Source organism: Streptomyces sp. CA-111067 (assembly GCF_050956065.1).
In the GTDB taxonomy this organism is placed as follows: Bacteria; Actinomycetota; Actinomycetes; order Streptomycetales; family Streptomycetaceae; genus Actinacidiphila.
In genome coordinates this window covers 274,469-296,618 of record NZ_CP192103.1, presented here as the reverse complement: position 1 = coordinate 296,618, position 22,150 = coordinate 274,469, and the positions used below count along the sequence as shown (strand labels likewise).

Annotated in this window: 19 protein-coding genes; 12 read left to right on the top strand and 7 right to left on the bottom strand. The window is 73.0% G+C overall.

Annotation, left to right across the window (positions count from 1 at the left end; translation table 11 throughout):
- Positions 1-9: 9 nt before the first annotated feature.
- Positions 10-1,470, bottom strand: coding sequence for a hypothetical protein (locus ACQPW6_RS01225; RefSeq protein WP_433887608.1), 1,461 nt, complete (start codon positions 1,468-1,470; stop codon positions 10-12).
- A gap of 116 nt (positions 1,471-1,586) precedes the next feature.
- Between ACQPW6_RS01225 and ACQPW6_RS01220 the strand changes: the two genes are divergently transcribed.
- From ACQPW6_RS01220 to ACQPW6_RS01205, 4 genes are all read left to right on the top strand, one after another.
- Positions 1,587-2,876, top strand: a complete 1,290-nt coding sequence (locus ACQPW6_RS01220; protein ID WP_433887607.1) for a molybdopterin-dependent oxidoreductase — start codon at positions 1,587-1,589, stop codon at positions 2,874-2,876.
- A complete protein-coding gene (locus ACQPW6_RS01215) occupies positions 2,873-3,346 on the top strand; it encodes a hypothetical protein (RefSeq protein ID WP_433887606.1) in 474 nt (157 codons plus the stop codon). The genes ACQPW6_RS01220 and ACQPW6_RS01215 overlap by 4 nt, the downstream gene beginning before the upstream one ends.
- 203 nt (positions 3,347-3,549) lie before the next feature.
- Complete coding sequence (locus ACQPW6_RS01210; protein ID WP_433887605.1) at positions 3,550-4,314, top strand: glycosyltransferase family 2 protein; 765 nt, start codon at positions 3,550-3,552, stop codon at positions 4,312-4,314.
- 175 nt (positions 4,315-4,489) lie between these two features.
- Complete coding sequence (locus ACQPW6_RS01205; RefSeq protein ID WP_433887604.1) at positions 4,490-5,182, top strand: methyltransferase domain-containing protein; 693 nt, start codon at positions 4,490-4,492, stop codon at positions 5,180-5,182.
- A 142-nt stretch (positions 5,183-5,324) separates the two neighbouring features.
- Here the strand turns inward: ACQPW6_RS01205 and paaK are convergent, their stop codons facing one another.
- A complete protein-coding gene (gene paaK, locus ACQPW6_RS01200; protein ID WP_433887603.1) occupies positions 5,325-6,644 on the bottom strand; it encodes a phenylacetate--CoA ligase PaaK in 1,320 nt (439 codons plus the stop codon).
- Between the two features lie 212 nt (positions 6,645-6,856).
- On the opposite strand from paaK, the gene ACQPW6_RS01195 reads away from it, so the two are divergent.
- Together ACQPW6_RS01195 and ACQPW6_RS01190 are read left to right on the top strand one after the other, a co-directional pair.
- The gene (locus tag ACQPW6_RS01195; RefSeq protein WP_433887602.1) at positions 6,857-8,350 is read left to right on the top strand and encodes a metallophosphoesterase family protein; all 1,494 of its coding nucleotides are present in this window, start codon (positions 6,857-6,859) and stop codon (positions 8,348-8,350) included.
- A 63-nt stretch (positions 8,351-8,413) separates the two neighbouring features.
- Positions 8,414-9,376: an SDR family NAD(P)-dependent oxidoreductase gene (locus tag ACQPW6_RS01190; protein ID WP_433887601.1), complete on the top strand. Its 963-nt coding sequence runs from the start codon at positions 8,414-8,416 to the stop codon at positions 9,374-9,376.
- 67 nt (positions 9,377-9,443) lie between these two features.
- On the opposite strand, the gene ACQPW6_RS01185 is transcribed toward ACQPW6_RS01190, so the two are convergent.
- The gene (locus ACQPW6_RS01185; protein WP_433887600.1) at positions 9,444-11,105 is read right to left on the bottom strand and encodes a trypsin-like serine protease; all 1,662 of its coding nucleotides are present in this window, start codon (positions 11,103-11,105) and stop codon (positions 9,444-9,446) included.
- A gap of 172 nt (positions 11,106-11,277) precedes the next feature.
- Positions 11,278-12,474: a DNA polymerase III subunit beta gene (gene dnaN, locus ACQPW6_RS01180; protein WP_433887599.1), complete on the bottom strand. Its 1,197-nt coding sequence runs from the start codon at positions 12,472-12,474 to the stop codon at positions 11,278-11,280.
- Positions 12,475-12,638: 164 nt separating this feature from the next.
- On the opposite strand from dnaN, the gene ACQPW6_RS01175 reads away from it, so the two are divergent.
- The 5 genes from ACQPW6_RS01175 to ACQPW6_RS01155 all read left to right on the top strand — a co-directional run bounded on the left by ACQPW6_RS01175 (position 12,639) and on the right by ACQPW6_RS01155 (position 15,675).
- The gene (locus ACQPW6_RS01175; RefSeq protein WP_433887598.1) at positions 12,639-12,977 is read left to right on the top strand and encodes a cupin domain-containing protein; all 339 of its coding nucleotides are present in this window, start codon (positions 12,639-12,641) and stop codon (positions 12,975-12,977) included.
- Between the two features lie 82 nt (positions 12,978-13,059).
- A complete protein-coding gene (locus ACQPW6_RS01170) occupies positions 13,060-13,653 on the top strand; it encodes a SigE family RNA polymerase sigma factor (protein ID WP_433894387.1) in 594 nt (197 codons plus the stop codon).
- Positions 13,654-13,721: 68 nt separating this feature from the next.
- Positions 13,722-14,165, top strand: a complete 444-nt coding sequence (locus tag ACQPW6_RS01165) for a hypothetical protein (protein ID WP_433894386.1) — start codon at positions 13,722-13,724, stop codon at positions 14,163-14,165.
- A 169-nt stretch (positions 14,166-14,334) separates the two neighbouring features.
- Positions 14,335-14,805, top strand: coding sequence for a hypothetical protein (locus ACQPW6_RS01160; RefSeq protein WP_433887597.1), 471 nt, complete (start codon positions 14,335-14,337; stop codon positions 14,803-14,805).
- A gap of 186 nt (positions 14,806-14,991) precedes the next feature.
- Positions 14,992-15,675 carry a hypothetical protein gene (locus tag ACQPW6_RS01155; RefSeq protein WP_433887596.1) on the top strand — a complete coding sequence of 228 codons (684 nt, stop codon included), beginning with the start codon at positions 14,992-14,994 and terminating at the stop codon, positions 15,673-15,675.
- Here the strand turns inward: ACQPW6_RS01155 and ACQPW6_RS01150 are convergent.
- The 3 genes from ACQPW6_RS01150 to ACQPW6_RS01140 form a co-directional block, all read right to left on the bottom strand.
- On the bottom strand, positions 15,558-17,669 hold the full coding sequence (locus ACQPW6_RS01150; RefSeq protein WP_433887595.1) for an NACHT domain-containing protein: 2,112 nt from the start codon (positions 17,667-17,669) through the stop codon (positions 15,558-15,560). The genes ACQPW6_RS01155 and ACQPW6_RS01150 overlap by 118 nt on opposite strands.
- Complete coding sequence (locus ACQPW6_RS01145; protein WP_433887594.1) at positions 17,669-18,682, bottom strand: hypothetical protein; 1,014 nt, start codon at positions 18,680-18,682, stop codon at positions 17,669-17,671. Before ACQPW6_RS01145 ends, ACQPW6_RS01150 begins: the two co-directional genes overlap by 1 nt.
- 162 nt (positions 18,683-18,844) lie before the next feature.
- Entirely contained in the window at positions 18,845-21,391 is a 2,547-nt protein-coding gene (locus tag ACQPW6_RS01140; RefSeq protein ID WP_433887593.1) for a carbohydrate-binding protein, read from the bottom strand.
- A 178-nt stretch (positions 21,392-21,569) separates the two neighbouring features.
- Between ACQPW6_RS01140 and ACQPW6_RS01135 the strand changes: the two genes are divergently transcribed.
- The gene (locus ACQPW6_RS01135; RefSeq protein ID WP_433887592.1) at positions 21,570-22,085 is read left to right on the top strand and encodes a hypothetical protein; all 516 of its coding nucleotides are present in this window, start codon (positions 21,570-21,572) and stop codon (positions 22,083-22,085) included.
- Positions 22,086-22,150: the final 65 nt, after the last annotated feature.

The following is a 22,150-nucleotide window of genomic DNA, read 5'->3' as shown; positions in this document are numbered from 1 at the left end:
ACCGGCCGGCTACCAGCCGGTGAGCAGGAGGTGGTTGACGAGGAGCGCGACCGCCGCCTGGGCGGCGAGCCAGGCGCGGTGGTCGCGGCGGGGGAGGAGGGCGGCGGTGGCGGGGAGCCAGAGGGTGAAGGGAAGCCAGATGCGTTCGGTCTCCGCCTTGCTCATGCCGGACAGGTCGGCGGCGAGCATGACGAGGAGGAATCCGCAGGGCAGCAGGACGCCCGCGATCGTCTGGCGGTCCCCGTGCAGCCACCACTCCCGCAGCCGGCCGGCCCGCGTTCCGCCCGTGCCCGTCCGCCGGTCCCGCAGGACGGCGGCAGCATCGGTCAGCGTCCTGCGCAGCCCGGCCACGGAGGCGAGCCCCGCCGTCACCACCACGGTCGCGAGGTCCCCGAAGAACCAGTAGCTGTACGGGCGTACGCCGCCGTACCCCTGGTAGTAACGGATCTTCAGCAGCCCGTACGCCTCCCACCAGTCGAAGCCCGCCACCGTGAACGCCGCGGCCACCGCCGCCGCGCCGAGCAGCACGTACGGCACCGGGCGTGCGGTGCGGGCGCACAGCAGGATCACGGCGCCGGGCACGGCCAGCAGGACCAGACCGTACGAGAGGTAGGCCGCCGCGCCGAAGAGCAGCCCGCTGCCGACACCCGCGGCGGCCGTCGCCCAAGGGGAGGTGCGGGTGGCCGCGATCGCCAGCAGCGCCAGCGCCCAGGCGGCGACCGCGGCGAAGTAGCCGTCCGCGGAGACACCCACCCAGACCGCGCCCGGCGCGAGCGCCACGAACGGCGCCGCGGCCCGCGCCCGTTCCTCACCGGTTAGCAGGCGCAGGGTCAGCAGCACGGCGACGACCAGAGACGTGCCCGCGGTGATCGTGAAGGCGGCGGCGAACGCGCCGCCGCCCAGTCCGATCCGGTCCAGACCGACGTAGGTGAGCACGGCGCCGACCGGATGCCCGGTGACATGCGTGGTCCAGTGGTCCGGCGAGTTGATCAGGATGTGATCGGTGAAGGTCCGCACCGTCGGCCCGAGGTGCTTGAACCGCCACACCTGCGAGAGGTACTCGGTGGAGTCGGTGAGCCGCCCGGCGACCCCGCGCCGCCACCCGTCCACCAGCGCCAGCGACCACGTCCACGCCATGGCCGTCCCCCATCCGGACCACAGCAGTGCCCGCCAGGGGAGCCGGGCGGCGAGGCCGGGCCCGTAACCGGCGACGAGCACCGCCACGATCACGGCCAGCGGGGTACCGGGTCCGGCGTGCGGCCGCCACCATGCCTCCAACGGCGGCCACGGCGACCTGAGCACCGCGCTGTCACGTTGCATGAAGGCGCCGATACCGGCCATGACCAGGAAGAACAGTGCCGCCGCGGCGGCCGCCCTTACGTCACGGCGCCGGGCGGAGGAGACCGGCCGGCCGGTCTCGCCCGGCGGCTGCGGGACGGTGTCGTAGACAGGGGGAGAGGAGGGGCTCACGCGTCGCACCCTAGGCGGACGGGAGCCCGCCGCCGGCGTGCCGGGGCGGGACGTCAGACTTTCGTCATGAGTTCTTGCACGGGAAAACCCGCTGCTCGGACATAGTGTCGCCAGGCATGAGAGTCCCCTCCCGCCTCCCCGCGAGTCCTTGGCGCAGCCCCCTGCGCGGCCCGTGGCTCACCTCGGTGTTGGGGCTGGTGCTGCTCGTCGGCGTTCCGCTGATGTTCCTCACCGGCCTGCTGTCCTACGCGGCGTACAACCCGAACTTGTCGCACATCAACGACAAGACCCCGGGCAAGGGCCTGCTGGGCTTCTACCTGTTCTCCTGGCCCACCCACCCGTACTGGCTCTACCGCCTCAACCAGGGGGTGCACGTCACGCTCGGCGTGGTGCTGGTTCCGGTGCTGCTCGCCAAGCTCTGGTCGGTGGTGCCAAAGCTCTTCGCGCTGCCGCCGGTGCGGTCCATCGGGCACGCCCTGGACCGGCTGTCACTGCTGCTCCTGGTCGGCGGGGGGATCTTCGAGTTCGTCACCGGCCTGCTGAACGTCCAACTGGACTACATCTTCCCGGGCTCGTTCTACACGCTGCACTTCTACGGTGCGTGGGTGTTCTTCGGGGCGATGCTCGCCCACGTCGCGCTGCGGTTTCCCCGGATGCTGCGGTCCTTGCGCGGCCGGGACCTGCGCGCGGAACTGCGCACCCCGACCTCCCGTACGAAGCCCGAGCCCGCCGACGACAGCGGCCTGGTGTCCGACCACCCCGCCCAGCCCACGATCTCCCGGCGCGGCGCGCTCGGCATGGTCGGCCTCGGCTCGCTCGTGCTCTTCCTGGTGACCGCGGGCCAGAGCATCGGCGGACCGCTGCGCGAGACCGCGCTGCTCGCACCGCACGGCCGCCGGCCGGGCGACGGCCCCAACGGCTTCCCCGTCAACAAGCCCGCCGCGACCGTGCACATCCGCCCGCAGGACATCGGCGAGAACTGGCGGCTGACCGTCCGCGGCGCGGCCGGCCGCAGCGTGACCCTCACCCTGGACGAACTCCGGCGGCTGCCCCAGCACAGCTCGGCGCTGCCCATCGCCTGCGTCGAGGGATGGTCCACGGAGAACCAGCACTGGCAGGGGGTACGGCTGCGGGACCTCGCCGCGCTGGTCGGCCACGACAGCGACCCTCCCGGGGTGTTCGTCGAGTCCGTGCAGCTCGCCGGGTCCTTCCGGGCGGTCGCGCTGCGCGCCAACCAGGTGCGCGACGGCCGCTCGCTGCTCGCCCTGCGAGTCAACGGCGCCGAGCTCTCCTCCGACCACGGCCGGCCCGCCCGGATCATCGTCCCGGACGCGCCGGGCGTGCTGAACACCAAATGGGTACGCCAGCTGACCTTCGGCGCAACGGACTTCGAGGAGCGCGCGTGAAACGGCTGTTCCGCACCCTGTACGGCGAGTCCCCCGCCCACCTGCTGGCCCTGCTCGCCTCCTTCGCCCTGTGCGGCTACGCGCTCACCCGGCTGCTGGAGAACGACTGGTGGGGCGTGGCGGAGTGGTTCGTCGGCGGCGCGCTGATCCACGACCTGGTGCTGGTCCCGCTGTACGGCAGCACCAACTGGCTGCTGCAGAAAGTGACGCTGGGCGGTCAGCCACAGTCGCGGCGGCGGATCGCGGTGGTGAACCACATCCGCGTTCCCGCCGTCCTCTCGCTCCTGATGCTGCTCGTCTACTGGCCGCTGATCTCCCAGGACGCCCCGGACCCGTACCGGAACGAGACGCTGCTGTCGCCCGGGGTGTTCCTCGGCCGGTGGCTGCTGATCACCGCCGTTCTCTTCGCCCTCTCCGCCCTGCTCCTGCTGTTCCGCCGATGGAGGGAGGCGCGCGGCGAACGGGGGTGAATTCTTACGAACCTGTGGTGCCCGCTGTGCCGACGGTGCCCGGGGGGCGCTCACGACCATAGGGTCCGACCATGCCCGTACTCGTCAACGGAGGAGCCCGCTTCGTCGGCCTGTCCGGGCGCTCCGCTCCGCCTCGTACCCGCGCACTCGTACCCGCGAATCCGTACCTTCGCACTCGTACCTTCGAACCGACTGGACCCCTCGTGAGCCCCATCGCCGACGTCGTTCTGCCCTGCCTGGACGAAGCCCGGGCCCTGCCCCAGGTGCTGGAACGCATCCCGCCCGGCTGGCGGGCCGTCGTCGTCGACAACGGTTCCACCGACGGCTCCGCGCGCATCGCGGCCGACCTCGGGGCGACCGTGGTGCACGAGCCGCGCCGCGGCTTCGGTGCGGCCTGCCACGCGGGGCTCCTGGCCGCCGAGGCCGAGTTCGTCTGCTTCTGCGACTGCGACGGCTCCCTCGACCCGGCCCTGCTGGCCGACTTCGTCCGCCAGGTCGCCGCCGGCGAGAGCGATCTGGTGCTCGGCAGGCGCCGGCCGGTCGCCCGTGGCGCCTTCCCGCCCCACGCCCGCGCCGGGAACATCGCCCTGGCCCGTATGCTGCGCGGCCGCACCGGCTTGCGGCTGCGTGATGTCGGACCGCTGCGGGCCGCACGACGTGAGGCCCTGCTCGCCCTCGGCCTGACCGACCGCCGCAGCGGCTACCCGCTGGAGATGGTGGTCCGGGCCGCCGACGCGGGCTGGCGGATCACCGAGCGGGACGTCCCCTACCGGCCGCGTACCGGCCGCTCCAAGGTCACCGGTACCTGGCGGGGCACCTGGCACGCGGTACGGGACATGCGAGCCGTGCTCACCGCACCACCGGTGGCCGCGGCGCAGGACCCGTCGGTGGAAGCGGCGCCGGCGGACGCCTCAGATCGAGCGGGTGCGGCGCCCGACGTGGTGGCGGACTCGGCGGGTGCCCGGTGACGACCCCGATGGTGATCGCCGAGGAACCACGCCCTAGAGGTGTCAGGACGCGGGTCACTCCGCCGAATACGCCCGGGCCGCAGGCCGCCGCCGGGGTCGACGAGCCGTTCGCCGCCCGAGAGGCCCCGGCTGGCCGCTTCGCCGCCGCGACGAGCCGGCTCTCCCCGGCCGGCGTATGGTGAGCGCCCCCGTCGAGGTGCTGGCGGCCCACACCTGGGCGATGGCCGACCCGTACGCTGTCGCGCTGCGCACCGGCCGCGGTCCGCTCTTCCTGCGCCGCACCGACGGCTGGCTGCTGCCGCTCGACGTCGAACGGTGGTGCTCGGAGCCCGACGCCGCCGACCGCACGGTCCTGACCGCCTGTCACGGGCCCACACTCGACATCGGCTGCGGCCCCGGCCGCCTCGTCACCGCCCTGAACGCTCGCGGCCAGTCGGCCCTGGGCATCGACGTCAGCCCCGAAGCCGTCCGCCGCACCCGCGGGGCCGGCGGCACCGCCCTGCTCCGCTCGGTCTTCGATCCGCTGCCCAGCGAAGGCCACTGGCAGACGGCGCTGCTCATGGACGGCAACGTCGGCATCGGTGGAGACCCCGCCGCCCTGCTCACGCGGGTGCGCGACCTGCTCCACCCGCAGGGCAGGCTCATCACCGAGGTAGCGCCCCATGGCATCGCCGACGACCTCGACGAGCACGCGGCGGTTCGTCTCCACGACGGCACCGGCCCCCACGGCACCACGTTCCCCTGGGCCAGGGTCGGCCCCGCCGCCCTCCGCCGACACGCCACCGCCGCCGGCTGGATCCAGGACGGGTCATGGACGGTCGACGGCCGCCGCTTCGTCCAACTGAGCCGACCGCAGCACCCCGCGTGACTACCCGGGCCGTCTGCACGGGCCGTTCCCCGGGCCGAAGTGGACGACGTACCCGGGCGGGGCCGCCGCCCGTTTCCGCGCATCCCCCGCGCATCCCCCGCGCATCCCCCGCGCGTCCTCGCACGGCGGGCCGGCCCCGTGCTCAGCCGGCCTTGGGCCGCAGGTCCTTGATCCGCTGGATCTTGCCCACCGAGCGTTCCAGCGTCTCCGGGTCCACCACCGTGACCTCCGCCGTCACCCCGATGCCGTCCTTGATGCCGCGGGCGACGGCCACCGCGGCGGCGGAGCGCTCAGCCGCGGTGGCGTCCGGGCGGGCCTCGGCGCGGACCGTCAGATGGTCCAGGCGGTCGCGCCGGGTGAGGACCAGGGTGAAGTGCGGGGCCACCGCCGGCGTGCGCAGCACGATCTCCTCGATCTGGCTGGGGAAGAGGTTCACCCCGCGCAGGATGATCATGTCGTCGCTGCGGCCGGTGACCTTCGCCATCCGCCGGAAGGCCGGCCGCGCGGTGCCCGGCAGCAGCCGGGTCAGATCGCGGGTGCGGTAGCGGATGATCGGCAGCGCCTCCTTGGTCAGTGAGGTGAAGACCAGTTCGCCCTGCGAGCCGTCCGGCAGCACCTCGTCGGTCAGCGGATCGACCACCTCGGGCAGGAAGTGGTCCTCCCAGATGTGCAGCCCGTCCTTGGTCGAGGCGCACTCCTGCGCCACCCCGGGGCCGATCACCTCCGACAGGCCGTAGATGTCCACCGCGTCGATGGCGAACCGCTGCTCGATCTCCCGCCGCATCTCCTCCGTCCACGGCTCGGCGCCGAACAGGCCGACCCGCAGCGAGGTGCCGCGCGGGTCCACCCCCTGCCGCTCGAACTCGTCCAGCAGGGTGAGCATGTAGGACGGGGTGATCATGATGATGTCGGGCTCGAAGTCCTGGATGATCTGCACCTGCCGGGCGGTCATCCCGCCGGACGCCGGGATGACCGTACAGCCGGCCCGCTCGGCGCCGTAGTGCGCGCCGAGGCCGCCGGTGAACAGCCCGTAGCCGTAGGCGATGTGCACCTTGTCGCCGGCCCGGCCGCCCGCCGCCCTGATCGAACGGGCCACCACGTCCGCCCACACCGACAGGTCGCTGTCCGTGTAGCCGACGACGGTCGGCCTGCCGGTGGTGCCGCTCGACGCGTGCAGCCGGCGGACCTGCGGCATCGGCACCGCGAACATCCCGAACGGGTAGCCCTCGCGCAGGTCGGCCTTGGTGGTGAACGGGAAGCGGGCCAGGTCCGACAGGGATCGGCAGTCCTGCGGGCCGACACCCGCCTCGTCGAACTTCTTCCGGTAGGCGGGCACGTGGTCGTACGCGTGCCGCAGGGTCTGCCGCAGCCGCTCCAGTTGCAGATCGGCCAGCTCGTCGCGGGTCAGCAGCTCGGCGGGGTCCAGGGGATCGGGCGGAACCTCCCGCGCGGTGTTGCCCATGACGTCCTCCTCGTCCTCCGCGGCCAGGACCGACCGACCGTTCGGTGTGCTGCTCCAGGCTAACGAATCAGCATCGGCAGGCACTGTCAAGGCGCCGCGTGCCCGGCCGCCGGCCCTCCGGACCCCGGCACCGCGATGCCGGCCCGGCCCGGGGGGTCGCGGGCACCGCGATGCCGCCCCGGCGCGCCCCCCGGGTTGTTACAGTGCCCCGGGTGTCCTCCTCCTCGCGTGATTCCGCGGCCGGTGCCGGATGGCACGGCCAACAGGTCGGCAGCTACCGCGACTTGATGCCCGCTGACGCCCCGAAGGTGTTCTGGCTGAATCCGTCCACGCTGTGGAAGGCCCGCAACGGCCCGCTCGCGTCGCTGTTCGGCGACCCCACGGGCGCGGACCGGCAGCGCTGGGTGCGGGGCCGGATCGAGCAGGGCGCGCCCGAGGACCTGGTGATCGCCCGCGACGACCCCGACACGTACTCCTTCATGCTGATCGCCGACACCGGCGAGGGCGACGGACCGCAGTACGCGGTGGTGCCCGGCTTCCTCAAGGAGAGCGCCGGCACCCGCTTCACCCTGCTGTCCAGCGACGTGCTCTACCCGGTGGGCAGTGCCAACGAGTACGGCCCGAAGTTCTTCCGGCCGTACCGGGACTACCAGGCGCCGATCTACCCCGTCCCCGGCAACCACGACTGGTACGACGGACTCACCGGCTTCATGCGGGTGTTCTGCGACGCGCCTGCGCTGCCGCCCCGGCCGCGCCCCACCCCGCTGTCGGCGGCCTGGTGGCGCGACCGGCTGTGGCGGCCCCCGGCGGTGCCGGACGAGCAACTGCTCGCCGAAGTGAGGAAGTTGCGGTCCGCCCCGGCACAGCAGGCGGCGCTGCCGGGACCGTACTGGGCGATCGACTCAGGGCCGTTGCGGATCATAGGGATCGACACCGGGCTGCTCGGCGACATCGACCACGAGCAGGGCGAGTGGCTGCGCCGGGTCTCGCAGGGGCCGCGGCCCAAGATCCTGGTGACCGGCTCGCCGATATACGTGGACGGCGAGCACCACCCCTGCGCCATCGGGGGCGGCGGCACCGTGGACGAGATAGTCGCCGACCCGGAACGGAACTTCGTGGCCGCCATAGGCGGCGACATACACAACTACCAGCGCTACCCCGTCCAGGTCGGCGACCGGACCATCCAGTACGTCGTCTCCGGCGGCGGCGGTGCCTTCATGCACGCCACCCACACCATCCCGCAGGTCGCCGTCGGCGGCGTCACCGAGCAGGACTTCCGCTGCTACCCGCTGCGCGGCGACTCGCTGGCGTTCTACAGCAGGCTGTACGGGCGGCGGCTGCGGATGCGCCGGCTGCTGGAACTGACCCCGGAACTGGCCGCCGCGGTGATCGCCAAGCGGCTGCGGATCCCCACCACCCGGCCCAACCAGACCCGGGTGACGCTGCGGGCCAGGCTGGTGGCCACCCTGCTCGGCGTGGCCAGGACCGCGCACCGCAAGGCGCGGGTGCGGCTGCCCGTCCGCCGGCTCTACACCCGGGTGCTCTCGCCGGGCTCCGCCACCTACAGCCCGCCGTTCTTCAAGAGCTTCCTGCGGCTCGACGTCACGCCGGACAGCGTGCGGATCCGCTGCTTCGCCGCGACCGGCATGCAGGAGCAGGAGATCGAGCCGCCGGTCGAGGACGACTTCACCGTCCCGCTGCGCTGACGACGTGCGGGTCGGTTCCGTGCCGTTTGCCTTGGAGTGCGCTCCAATTCGTAGCGTGGAGGCATGACCACTGCCCAGCACAGCATCGCCTCAGGGTTCGGAGCCCGCAGCACCGCCGCCGACGTCCTGCGCGGCATCGACCTGACCGGCCGGCTCGCCGTCGTCACGGGCGGCTACTCGGGCCTCGGCCTGGAGACCACCCGCGCGCTCGCCGCCGCCGGCGCCCGGGTCGTCGTGCCCGCCCGCCGTCCCGACAGCGCCGAGCAGGCCCTGTCGGGGATCGACGGCGTCGAGGTCGAGCAGCTCGACCTCGGCGACCTCGGCAGCGTGCGGGCCTTCGCCGACCGCTTCCTGGCCACCGGCCGGGACATCCACCTCACGATCAACAGCGCGGCCATCATGGCCTGCCCGCGCACCGAGGTCGGACCGGGCTGGGAGGCCCAGTTCGCCACCAACCACCTGGGCCACTACACCCTGGTCAACCGGCTGTGGCCGGCGATCGAGGCCGGCGGCGGCCGGGTGGTCGCCGTCTCGTCCGCGGGCCACCGCCGCTCCGGCATCCGCTGGGAGGACCCGATGTGGACGAAGGAGTACGACAAGTGGGGGGCGTACGGCCAGGCGAAGACCGCCAACGCGCTGTTCGCCCTGCACCTGGACAAGCTCGCCGCCGGCTCCGGGGTGCGGGCGTTCTCGCTGCACCCCGGCGGCATCATGACCCCGCTGCAGCGGCACCTGACGAAGGAGGAGATGGTCGACTTCGGCTGGATCGACGCCGACGGCAACCCCACCAACGACTCCTTCAAGTCTCCCGAGGAGGGCGCCGCCACCCAGGTGTGGGCGGCCACCTCGCCGCAGCTGAACGGCCTGGGCGGGGTCTACTGCGAGGACTGCGACATCGCCGGGCCCGCCGACGACGCGGACCCCGGCAGCGCCGGGGTCCGCTCGTGGGCCGCCGACCCGGAGCAGGCGGCCCGGCTCTGGACGCTGTCCGCCGAGCTCACCGGGGCGGACGCGTTCGCCTCCTGAGCCGGCCGCCCGCCGCACCGGGCGCTGCCGGCCCCGGTGCGGGAGACGCTGCGGGTACGGGTGCCGGTCAGCCGAGCATGTTGTACATGCTCCAGCCGGTGCCCATCTTCACCGGCGGTGCGAACGTGCCGGGCCCGGGGGTTGTCGCACCCGTGCCCTTGAGGAGGAACAGCGCCCCGGACGGGGTACGCCCCAGCACGTCGGGCAGGCCGTCGCCCGACCAGTCGCCGACGGCCACCAGCTTGTCGTAGCCGTTCCAGCCGCCGGAGATCAGCACCGGCGGCCCGAACGGGGCCTCCGGGGTGTAGGAGACTCCGGGCAGCAGGTACAGGTTGCCGGTCGTCGCCTCCCTGGCCAGCACGTCGGGGTAGCCGTCGCCGTTGAAGTCCCCGTGCCCGATCACCAGGTTGTACTGCGACCAGTTCAGATCGGTGCCGTAGTGGTAGTCGTACGCGCCGCCGCCGGCGAAGACCCAGACGTGGCCGGTGGAGTCCTCGGAGATGATGTCGGCGGTGCCGTCACCGGTGATGTCGCCGGTGACCACGATCCCCTTGACCGGGCCCCAGCCGGAGCCGAAGTGCGTGTAGACGTACGTCGGGCTGTCCGCGGTGCGCTTGCCGAGGAACATGTTGCCGGTGCCGGTGGCCCGCAGGATGTAGTCCTGGTAGCCGTCCTGGTCCACGTCCGCCTGGATGACGGTGTTGTAGTTGGCCAGCGGGACCGGTGAGGCGACCCGGGACTGGTAGGCGGTGCCGGTGGACGCGTACAGGTACGACGTACCGTCGGCGGCGCGGGCCAGTACGTCGGCCTTGCCGTCCCGGGTGGCGTCGGTGCTGTAGATCTGGTCCCTGATCTGCGGGTAGTAGGTGATGTTCTTGGTGAACACGTCGTACGTGCCCGGCACGTTGCAGTCCTGGGTGGCGGTGCGGGCGCCCAGGTGGGAGACCACGCCGACGATGTAGTTGCCGTAGACGACCGGGCTGCCCTCGTCGCCCACGCAGGTGGTGTGGCCGGTGCTGTCGTCGCCGGTGCCGCCCTCGCCCGCGCACATCATGTGGCCGGGGGCGAAGGCGTGCGGGCTGAGCGCGTCCAGCGCCGCCGCGCAGGTGCTGTCGCTGTTGAGTGACAGGGTGGCGCTGTGCAGCGCCCCGCCGGGGTTAGAACCCGTCACGCTGGAGCTGGTGTTGCCCCAGCCGTAGACCGTGGGTGGCGCGAAACCGGGGTCGTAGAGGTCGGACTCGTCGGGCGAGGCGAGCGCCAGGTAGTCGCGGCCGGCCACGGCCTTGTCCAGGGTGAGGACCGCCAGGTCGTTGTCCACGGTCACCGCGCTCAGCGACGGGTTGTACGCCGGGTCCACCCACTGCGCGTGGATGCTCCGGGTGGTGCTGCCGGCGCCGGCGGCGCCCTTGACCGCGCTGTCGAGCACCGCCTTGCCGGCGGTCACCCAGTTGTGGCCCGCCACGCACCAGGCCGAGGTGAGCACCTTGTTGGGCGCGATCAGCGTGCCGGCGCAGAAGTCGTTGCCGCCGGACGGGTTCGGGTTGAGCAGCTGCACCACCCACGGCACCTCGCCGATGCCGACCGGATCACCGCCGACGATCCGCGGCTTCACGGTGCCGGCGTGCGCGGCCGGACCGCCGAACAGCAGGCTCGCGGCGCACAGTGCCAGCGCGGCGAGCGGCGCGAGGACGGAACGGGGCCGCCGTACGTTCGTGTCCAAAGGATTCACTTGGCTCCTGTCGTTGCCGGACGACACCCGCCGGGACGCGCGGGGGCGCGCCGGCCGCGGGCCTGCCTACAGGAGGTTCCCCCCACCTGTGGCGGGCATCCTACGCCCGGCCGCCGCCCCGCCAGCGGTCTTCGGCGAGGTCTGCCGCGCCGTGGCCGGCAGGTGTCCTCTGTCAGCTCAGCTGCCGCAGCGACATCAGCAGGTGCTGGTGCTCCTCGACCGCCGCCACCTCCTCCTCCGGCTTGTCCGCGTCATCCTCCCCGGTCGCGGCCGGCAGGCCGCTGAGCAGTGCCCGCTGGCCGAGGCCGAGCAGTTCGAAGCGCACCCGGGGGGAGCGGAAGGAGGTCAGCGCCTCCAGCAGATAGGAGGGTTCGAATGCGACCGCCAGGTCGTCGGCGCCGGTCAGGGTGGCGGCGATCCGCTGCGAGGCGACGTCGTTCTCGTACCCCGCCTGGAGCAGGACCGTGCCCGCGGCGGAGAAGTCCAGCCGGATCGGGCTGTGCGGCTCCGCGACGACCGAGACCCGGCGGACCGCCTCGGCCAGCGCCTCCCGCCCGGTCACCGCCACCGCCGGGGCGTCCAGCGTGAACAGCTTGTCGTAGCGCGGCAGCCGGCCGTCGAGCAGCCGCAGCGTCGTGTGCATGCCGGAGCCCTCGAACGAGATCAGGCCACTGCCCGAGCCACCTGAACCACCGTCGCCGGCCGGCTCGTCGAGCCCGATCCTGATCAGCCCGGACTTCGCCAGCGAGCGAGCGGTCTCGGCCAGCCGCCTGCCGGGCACCACCACCTGGACGGCCTCGGCGCCCGCCGCCGCACCCTCCGGCTTCCACGGGACCGTACGCACCGCGTACCGGTAGCGGTCCGAGGCCGACAGCGTCATCGACTCGCCGTCCAGCCGGAGCTGAACACCGGTCAGCACCGGCAGCGAGTCGTCCCGCCCGGCCGCGATCACCACCTGCGCGACCGCCGCGGCGAACTCGGCCGCGTCCACCACACCGCGCCCGGCCGGGAGCGCGGGCAGCGCGGGATACTCCTGCCGGGGCAGCGTCGAGAGCCCGAACCGGGTACCGCCGCCCTCGACGGTGAACCGCGCGCCGTCCACCGCGCAGTCGACCATGCCGTCGGGCAGCACCCGGCAGATGTCGAGCAGCCGCCGGCCGAGCACCAGCACCTCGCCGTCCGCCACCGTCTGCGCCGGCACCTCGATGCTCGCCGACGCCTCGTAGTCGAACCCCGAGATCCGCAGCCGCCCCCGCCCGGCATCGACCAGCAGCCCCCCGAGCACCGGCACCGCCGCCCGCGCGGGCAACGACCGCGCCGCCCAGGTCACCGCCTCGACAAGCTCCGCGCGCCCGATCCTGAACTCCATCCGCACATCTCCGCTCCACCGCACCCGACTCTTCCCCGCAAGCTATCGGCGCCCACTGACAACGCCGCCGGCGACGGCCGGCCGGTAGCCTCCGTCCATCCGACGATCACGTGTACGGGCACGGGTGTGCCGGCGCCGGGGTGCCCGACAGAGAGGTTGCTGCCGTGAAAGCCGAACGCGAGTTCCTCCGCACCGAGGACGTGCCGTGGCGCGCCACGAGCACGCCCGGTGTCGAGGAGAAGGTGCTGAGCAGGGACGAGGACGATCCGGACGTGCTGACCCGGCTGGCGCGGTGGGCGCCGGGGCTCGACACCTCGGCGGCCGGGGTGATCCGGCACGCCTGGGCGGAGGAGGTGCTGATCGTGGAGGGGGCGCTGCGCGACCTGACCCTCGGCCGGACGTTCGGCGAGGGGCACTTCGCCTGCCGCCCGCCGGGCATGGCGCACGGTCCGTACCGCACGGACGAGGGCTGCGTGATGCTGGAGATCCGCCACCGCTTGTGACCCAGGTCTCAGCGCCCGCGTGCAGCAGATCCGCCCGCTTCCACGTCGAGGGGGAGTGACAGGAAGGGAGGAGCGTATGGATCTGGATCTGGCGACCGAGCCCAAGCCGCGTGACGAACTCAGCGAGGCCGAGCCGGCGAAGGACGACTTCCACGGCTTCGTCGTCGCCCGTTCGGCCGCGCTGTTCCGTGGCGCTCTCGTCCTGACGGGAGACCGCGAGGCGGCGCAGGACCTGGTCCAGGAGACCCTGGAGCGGGCCTGCCGCAAGTGGCGCACCATCGCCGCCAAGGACGTCCCGGACGCCTACGTGCGCCGGATCATGGTGAACCTGGCCAACGACCGGTGGCGCAAGTACCGCCGTACGGCCCCCCACCAGACCGGCGCCGACCTGGCCGCCCCGGGGGACCAGTACGGGCAGGTGGACACCCGGGACCAGCTGGTCCGGGCCCTTCAGGGGCTGCCGATGCGGATGCGGACCGTCGTGGTCCTGCGGTACTTCCACGACCTGTCCGACGCCGAGATCGCGGCGGACCTGAGGATCTCACCGAGCACCGTACGGTCCCAGCTCGCGCGCGGGATCGCCAGGCTCAGAGACCGGTTCCCGGCGCTCTCCGGCCCTTCCGGCCCTTCCGGCCCGTCACCGAGGCAGCCCGCAGAAGAGGGACGAGGACGATGACGCCATACGGTTCGCGTACTTCCGACGGCCAGGGCTGCACACCCTTCGAGCAGGAACTGGTGAGCGCAATGAACGAGTTCGTGAACGGCGAAGAGACACCGCACTTCGACACGGCCGCCATCACGCGCGGCGCCCGCCGCCGGCGGGCCACGGCCATCGCCGGTATCGCCGCCGCCCTCGTGGTGGTCGGCGCGGGCACCGCCCTGGCGGCGGTCAACAGCGGAACGCATGAGTCGCGACCCGCCACCGCGAGCCACGCGACGGCCAAGGGCGGTCCGGCCAAGTCCGATGCCGCCGTCCTGCAGTACGGCGAGATCCGCATCGAACTGGCCGGCGTGGAGCTGAAGTTGGCCAAGGCGGTCGTGGTCGGCAAGGCGCAGCTCAAGCTCGGCACCGTCAGCAAGGCATCGCCCGCCGGCTGCAAGCCGGGCACCGTCGTCGCGGTGTCCCCGCACGCCCCGAAGGTCGTCCACATGGGCGACACGGTCAACCTGACGGTCTGCGCCGGCTGAACGGTCTGAACCGGCGGCTGAACCAACGGCTGGACCGGCGGCCGAACTGACAGGGTGGCCCCGCCGAGAGCGGGGCCACCCTTGCGCGATCTTGTCCCGGCGGCGCGTCTGGGCCAGGGTGGGAGGCGGACGAAGGCGTCGCGGACGGAAAGGCTTGAGGAGCGGGCCCTTGGAGTTGCGCAGCGGGCTGAAGTGGGGGCTCTACTGGTCGCTGGTGGCGTCGCCGATGGTGATCCCGGCCGCGGTGGTGCTCCGGTCGTGGCGGCTCCCGCTGCTCGCGTACACGCTGATCGTCGCCCTGTGCGTGGCCACCAGGGCGATCACCTCCCGCGGGCGGGCGACCAGGACCGCGGCCGGCACGCTGGTCTGGCTGCTCGCAGTGGCGGCCGGCCTGGTCCTGATCGGCTTCGGCTGGTACGAGATCGCGCACTTCACCCCGTACTGCACGCCGTCCCCGGCGACGGAGTGCCGCACGCTGCTCAACGGCCACGACGCGGGCCCGGCCACGGTCTCCGACCAGCGCAGGGACAACTTCTTCGACTCCCTGGTACCCGTCTGGATCGGCGCCGTCGTCCTGGTGATGGCGCTCGGCGTCGCCATCAGGTTCGCCAGGGACCACCGCCGCCGCACCCGTTTCTGACCGCCCGCAGGCCGGGCGGGTCGGCCGCTTCCCGCCCGGAATGAGCCAGGCCCGGCGCGGCCCCGTTCAGGTCCGTGGCCGCCGGGTACACACCATCGTGTGACGGCGGCAGAAGGCGGTGCGGGAGCGGCTGTGCGGCAGCCGTCGGTGCCTCCGTGTCCGCAACTCAGCGTTCCGCTCCGGCCGTTGCGCGGGGTGGCGGAGCTGGTGCGGCGCCGGGGGGCCGGGCTGGCGCAACCGGACTTCGCGCGGGGGCAGTTGGCCACCGCGGGGTGGGCGGCCGGTCCGCTGGCCCTGGCGCTGGTGGCGCTGCTCGTACCGCGGCTGCGCACGGCGGTCCTGGCGCCCGGCGCGCTGCTGGGGGCGTACGTACTCGCCCGCAGCTTCCTGCTCATCGTCTTCGAGCGGCTCCAGCACGCCTACGAACCCCGCTGGCTCGCCGATCAGACCGCCGCCCTGCGGGGGCACGACTTCCCGCTGCTGCGCTGCGCCGTGCGCGACGACGAGGGGCCGGCGGCGGACCGGGTCTACGACCTGACCAGCGGCGAGCAGGTCGGCGAACTGGTCGACCGGCGGGAGGCGGAGCGGGCCGGCGGCACTTCCCGCGCCACCCTGGAGTTCGGCTGCGCCGCAGCCGCCACCTCCACCGCCGCGGAGCCGGGTGCCGTCGCCGAGGTGCGCCGGCCGCTGCGCGAGCTGGAGCTCAGGCCGGGCGGCGCGCGGCAGGCGTCGGTGCGCTTCCCGCAGGCCCGCTACGTGCCGCTGCCGGGTACCGGCCCGCGTCCCGCCCGCCGGGCGTACTGGGTGCTGTCCGGGCCGGTGCTGGTGTCGGGCGCGGAGGCCACCGCCCGTACGGGCTCGGCCAGATGATGCTGCAACAGCCGGTGCCGGAACTCGTAGTAGCCGTTGGCCTGCCGCAGCACCCCGCGCTCCCGCGCGTCCTCCACGAAGGCCATCAGCCGCCGCGGGGTGCGTCCGCGCAGCGCCAGCCAGCCGCGGGTGATCACGAACCGCCCCCATGAGCTGGACCCGAAGGCCATCAGCCCGAGCCCGGTCGCGCTGAGCAGCGCCCCGCCCGCCGCGCCGAGCAACGCCTCCACGGCGGAGGGCAGCCTGCCGATCAGCGTGACGTCGTCCAGTTGCGGCGTACGCCGGCCGTCCTTGATCGAGGCGCCGAGGTAGCCGCCGGTCAGCGCTCCCGCGACGGCTCCGGTGAGCAGCGCGTAGAGCACCGCGGAACGGTCGGAGCGCAGCAGGTTGCCGGGGGTGACGGCGTCCATGGGGTCGCTCGGCTCGCTGAAGTACCGGGCCGCGGCGAACGTGATGCCGCTGAGCACCCCGCCGATGGCGATGTACTGCGGCTTCTCGTACAGGAACCGGACGATGACCGCGCAGGCGGCACCCCCCACCGCGCCGAAGCCGAGGACCCGCTGCATCGCGTACGGGGAGGTCGGGTGCACCGAGCGCAGCCGCGGTTTGGCCCGCCGCGGGTCGTCCTGCGGCACCAGTTCGACCACGAACGCGCCGACCACCGCGGCGCCGAGCCCGATCCCCAGGCCCAGCCAGAACCGGTTGAACAGCGAGAACAGCGCGGCGGCAGCCGCCGAGCAGGCGATCCCGGCGTTCACCAGGGCGAGCCCGAGGAACACCGGCCGCGGCACCGCGCGGTGCAGCTGCCACCAGGCGAGCCTGCCGGTGCCCGGATCGACGTGCCGGGCCAGGAAGGCCAGATACCGGCGGGCGTCCGCGGCGTCGATGCCGTTGCCGGAGGTGCGCGGGTAGGCGCGGCGGACGAACGTGCCGAGCAGTTGCTGCCGGATCCGCTCCTCGGTGTCCGGCGCGGTGGCCGACAGCAGTTCCCCGGGCAGCGACCCGTCCACGGCCACGGCGAGGGAGAGCATGAACGGCGTCCGGAGCGCCCGCGCGAGAGGTCCGCCGGGCTCCGCGTCCAGCGCGGTGATCAGCGGCTGGAAGCCGGGGCCCGCGGCCTGGAGCACACCGCGCGACTCACCGGCGCTCAGCGGTTGCAGCCGCACCTCCACGGCCTCGCCGAGCCGCCTGTCCGGGCCGAGCGCCGCGTACTCGCGGGTCCGGCAGGTCAGGACGAAGGACCGGCCGACCAGCCCGTCCTCGATGCCGCGCAGCGCGGCGGCCGGGTCCGCGACCTCGTCGAGGCCGTCGAGTACGGGCAGGATCTGGTGCCGTACGAGCTCCGCGGCGACCTCCCGCCCGCGGGTCTCGTCGGCGAGCGCCGGGTAGTTTGCGGTGAGCTCGTCCGTCATCCACTCGGCCAGCGGGCGGGCCGGGTCCCACGAGGAGAGCTGGAAGAGCACCGGGATGACCGGCTCCTGCCCGGCGAGTTCCAGCGTGAGCAGTACGCAGACCGCCGTCTTGCCCGCGCCCGGCTCCCCGGTCACCACCAGCCGCGACAGGTTGCCCGCGCGTACGTGCCGGGAGAAGGCGCCGGTGAGCTGGTCGAGCACGCCCTCCTCCGGCAGGTCCGCGGCCAGCCGGGTGAACCGGTCGGAACCCGGTTCGCGCCGCCAGCGCACGGCCATCCGGCGCTCGGTGTAGAGGCCGCGGTGCCGGCTCTCGGCGCGCCAGTCCTGCGTCACCTTCCAGGCCAGCGCCGACGCCTGTAGCCGTACCGCCTGATCGAGGGAGTCGGACGGCTGCCGCTCTGCCTGAAGCGCGCCGAGCACCGCCGCGACGACCGCGAGCACGGTGGGGACGAGGGAGGCCCACAGGTCGATCGGCTTGAGGTCGCCGTCCTTCAGGCCGAGTACCGCCACGATGACGGTGGCCAGCAGGATGACGGCCAGCACCGTGTAGATGGCGGCGGTGAGCGTACGCCGGGCCCTCATCACCCGGCCTCCCGTGCCGGGGCGGCCTCCGCTGGCGTCCGCGCGGGCCGGGCGGCGGGCAGCGCGTCCTGGCCGCGGGCGAGGAAGGCCAGGACGGACGAGCGGCGGGCCGGCCCGGCGGCGAGCCGGCCCAGGAGCGGAAGCCTGCGGCCCACCCAGGACTTGACCAGCAGGAAGTAGAGCATGCCGCAGTACGGCCCGGCGGCGCGGCGGCCGTAGCAGGCCGCGAGGCGCGGCCGCAGCGAGCGCAGCCGCCCTGCGATGTCGGGCAGCGTCACCACGCCGAGGGAGGGGAGGGTGGTCACCCCGTTGCCCCGGTCGAGTTCCACGTCCATGTAGTCGTCGAGGCACTGCAAGGTCTCGCCCAGCTCGACGGCGAGCTCCCGCTCGGCGAGATCGAGCCGGGGTGTGACGAGGCCGCACAGGACGAGGTTGGCGGCCGAGCCCTTGCCGCGGGTGATCTTCTCCAGCACGTCGAGCGGGACGTCCGGGTCGCGCTGCCGCCGGGACAGGGTCTGGTACTCGTGCAGCGAGACCAGCGCCGTGAACACCGACGCGTCCGGCGGGTGCCGCAGCCGCCGTTCGATGTCGTACACCAGCCGCCCCAGCAGCAGTTCGGCCTCGGTGGCGGCCACGAAGGGCCGGTTGCCCAGCAGTTCGCCGAGACGGGCGTCCGCGGCCGGGTCGCAGTCGGTGTCGATCAGGTCGTCGTAGAGCCGGGTGACCGCGCCGGCGAGCACGGCCACGTCCAGTTGCGGCGCGCGTCCGGCCAGCCGGGCGTAACCGAGCACGGCGATCCCGTACTTGACGCTCGTCGCCCGCAGCGAGACCGCGATCCTGGCGCGTTCGGCGGGATCGGTGAGGGTGTCGTCGAGCATCGGGGCGACGACGTGCTCGTACGCCTCGGACAGCGCGGGAAGCGAGCGCCAGGCGGCCACGGCCGCCGCCGGTAACCCGGTGCCCATCCGCAGGCAGCGCAGCAGAGCGCCGGCCTCCGCGACTGTCTGCCCCATCCACGCTCCCACTGCCGAGGAGAACCGAGCGTGCCACAGCGGTGATCAGCCGGTAAAGCGGTTCCCGGTTCTCCACCTCGACGCGCCCGCTGTATTCGGCATCCCCCGCGGAGGAGCGGACCAACCGGCCGCAACACCGGTAGTGGTGAGGTGCGTTCGCGGTCACGGCGTGATGGTGACGACCGCCTGGCCGCCGGCCCCGGTCGCGGTGACCGTGAAGAGACCCGCCGCCGCGTCGTACGTGACGGCGCCGACGCTGCCGGTGGAGGCGGTGACCGCCGGCTTCCTGGCCGCGTGGCCGTGCAGGGTCACCGGTCCCTCGCCGGCCGCGAAGGCGACCGTGGCGTGCACGCTGCCGTCGTCGCTGAGGTTCTGCACCCGCTTGTCGCCGTGCGCGACGAACTTCCCCGCGTCGCCGAGGAAGGCGATGCCGGAGGGCCCTACGGGGGCGACTATCCAGTACGTGCCGTCGCCGACGGTGGCGGTCACGCTGCCGCCCGCGGCCACCAGCCTGCCGGTGCCGGCGAAGTAGTCGTAGACGTAGGCGGGTCCGGTCGTGCCGAGCTCGGCCAGGGTGAACGAGGCGCTCTGCGACATGCCGGTCGGCACCGCGCCCTGGGTGACGCCCAGCCAGTCGATGTTGCCGCCGCTCGCCCCGGTGGCGGTCACCCGTACCTTGTTCGCGCCCTTGGCCAGGGTGGCCGTGAGGCCCACGACGCTCCACGTCGTCCACCAGCCGGTGGAGGGGAAGGAGAGGGTGCGGGCGGCGGCGCCGTTGACCGCGACCGCGAGCGGGCGGTCGGTGAAGGAGGCGTTCGCGTAGCGGAACTGCAGCGTGTACGTGCCCGCGGCCGGCGCCTGCACCGTCCACTCGGCGTAGTCGCCGTCGTCGTGCTGGAAGTCGGCGTAGCCGCTGCCGGTGTAGCCGGACTCCGACGAGGCCGCGACGGCGCCCGAGAGGGTCGCGCCCTCCGCCTGGTAGGTCTGCTGCGGGGTGGCGAACTGCCGGGCGTAGGCGAAGACATAGCGGTACGTCAGGCCGGTCGCGTGCACGACGTGCGTGGCCGCGACCATCGCCGGCATCCGCCCCGCCCCCTCGCCGACGTAGGTCGCGTCGGTGGGGACGATCGGCACGTCCGGCTTGACGAGGATCCCGTCGGGGCGCGCGACCTTGCGCAGGTTGCCGGCGTTCACCTTCCCCAGCGCGTCGCCGACGCCGACCGGCCCGGCCGACAGGTTGGCCAGCAGCAGGTTGCGGGTCTCACCGCTCATGAACACGTCCACCCAGGGCCACACCCCGAGCGAGCCGGCGAGCTGGGAGTCGTAGAGGAACATGTCCCACTTGGGCCGGTCGAAGCGGTCGTCGCTGACCCGGATGGTCGTCAGGTTGGGGTAGCGGGTGCTCTGCAGGTAGTCGCGCGGCAGCGCCATGCAGTACTGGAGGTCCAGGCCGTCGGCCGCCGCGTGGTGGGCCATGTTGTCGAAGAACGCGTCGGCGTCGGTGAGGTTCTCCGCGGGCTTGGCGTTGTTGCACAGCCAGTCCTGCTCGTAGACGGCGACCCCGCCCTCCCGCAGGTAGTCCATGACGCTCTGCCAGAACGCCGGGTCGATGACGACGTTGCCCGAGAAGGCGTACTCGCCGTGGTACGGGCTCGACGGGTCCATCCAGCGGGCGTGCGTGACCAGCGGCATGCCCAACTGCTTCTGGAACGCGGCCAGTCCGTCGGGGAACAGCTCCTTGTCCGCCTCGTACAGGGACGTGCCGTCGGGCAGGTCGTTCCAGTCGCCCGCGGGCCCCTTGGGGTACCACCAGCTGTCGAGCTGCAGGTAGCCCATCGGGATCTTCTGCGCCGCCCACTCGTCGCGGACGGCCAGCAGCGTGCCCGTATAGCCCTTCGACTGGTCGTACGCGTAGTAGTAGTCAGCGCCGTTGTCGGTCCAGTAGCCCAGCGTGCTGAGGACGACACCCCGGTCGTTGGCGGGCAGCGGCTTGCCGGCGAGCGTGGTCAGCGCCGAGCCCCACGCGCGGTGCGCGGCGCCGACGCCGGCCTTGGGCGACAGGATCGTCTGCCGGGTGTAGCCGGCCGGCAGGGTGCTCACCGAGCTGATCACGCCGGCCGCGATCGAGCCGTTCGGGGCTTGCGTGGTCTGCGCCTCCTGGAAGTGGTTCGCCGCGGAGAGCACGAAGGCGTTGCCCGCGTCGTCGAAGAACACCCACGGGCTGTCCGTGGCGCCCGCGAAGGTGTTGAACTGGAACCGCCCGAAGCAGTCGCTGTGGCTGAGGTGGTGGGCGAGCTTCGGGTAGCCGGTGAAGGTCGGGAACGGGTCGGTGTTGGCGGCGGCCTTGACGCGGGTGTCGGTGAAGACGACGGACGAGGCGCCGTCGTAGACGCGGATGCCGCCCTTGCGCGCGCCGGACTGGAAGGTGAACACCGTCTCGGTGTAGGCGCCGAGCGCGTCGGAGCCCGACCGGCTGGTGATGCCGGTCGCCGCGGAACCGAGCGAGCCGCTGAACGTCCAGCCCAGGACGCTCGCCGTCACCTGCCATGCGCCCGAGGCGCTGACGGCCGCCTTGAGTACCCGCGGGCCGACGACGCTCCCGGGGGCTGCCGCGCTCGCCCGGCCGGCCACGACTGCCGGCGGCAGTGCCAGGGCGGCGGAACCGGCACCGGTGACCTTGAGGAAGTCGCGACGGTTGAATCCGTTCATGATGTGCTCCTCGTCTCGTTGCGGCCGTGCTTCGCTGAGGTGCGATCCGGTGCGGGTGGGAGCTGTGCGCAGGAAGGTGCGGACGACGGACAGTGTTGCGTCGTGTTTCTTTTGGGGTCAAGAGCGAAGACAAAGAACCAGTTTCGAACATGCGCCGACGGCCGGATAGCGTGCACCGGTGACCGGGATCGACTTCGTGGGCCAGAGCTTCGTGAACTTCCGCCACCACGCCTTCTCCGACGCGGGCGCCCACGGTTTCCGCTGGGTCGACCTGAAGACGTTCCGCTTCCCGCCCGCCGCTCAGTCGGCGGACCTGCTGGCGGCCGTCATCGCGCACGAGCAGTTCCGCGACGACTACGCGGGCGGCGGGGTGGACCCGGACGGGAGCCGGCACGGCCCCTACTGGATCAGCGAGGTGCGCCCGGACGCGTACCGGCAGGTCGGCAACGCCGAGGCCGCGCGGGTGCTGCGGGACTGGGCGGTCCAGCACGGAGCGCTGCCCGGTTCGCTCGAAGCCCTCCTCGACGGCGGCCTGTTCGCCGCGACGGCCTCGGCCACCCGGCTCTACCGCCTGCGGGACCTGGGCACTTCGGCGTTCCACGACTGGGGCGGGGTGCACGGCGAGTTCCACGAGTTCATCGCCATCGACGACCGGCAGTCGCTGCTGACCCTCCTGGTCGCGGCCGACGACTGATCACGCGGGCGCAACCGTTCCGCCACCGACCTCAACGGCCACTCCGGCCCGCGGACCGTCACCGA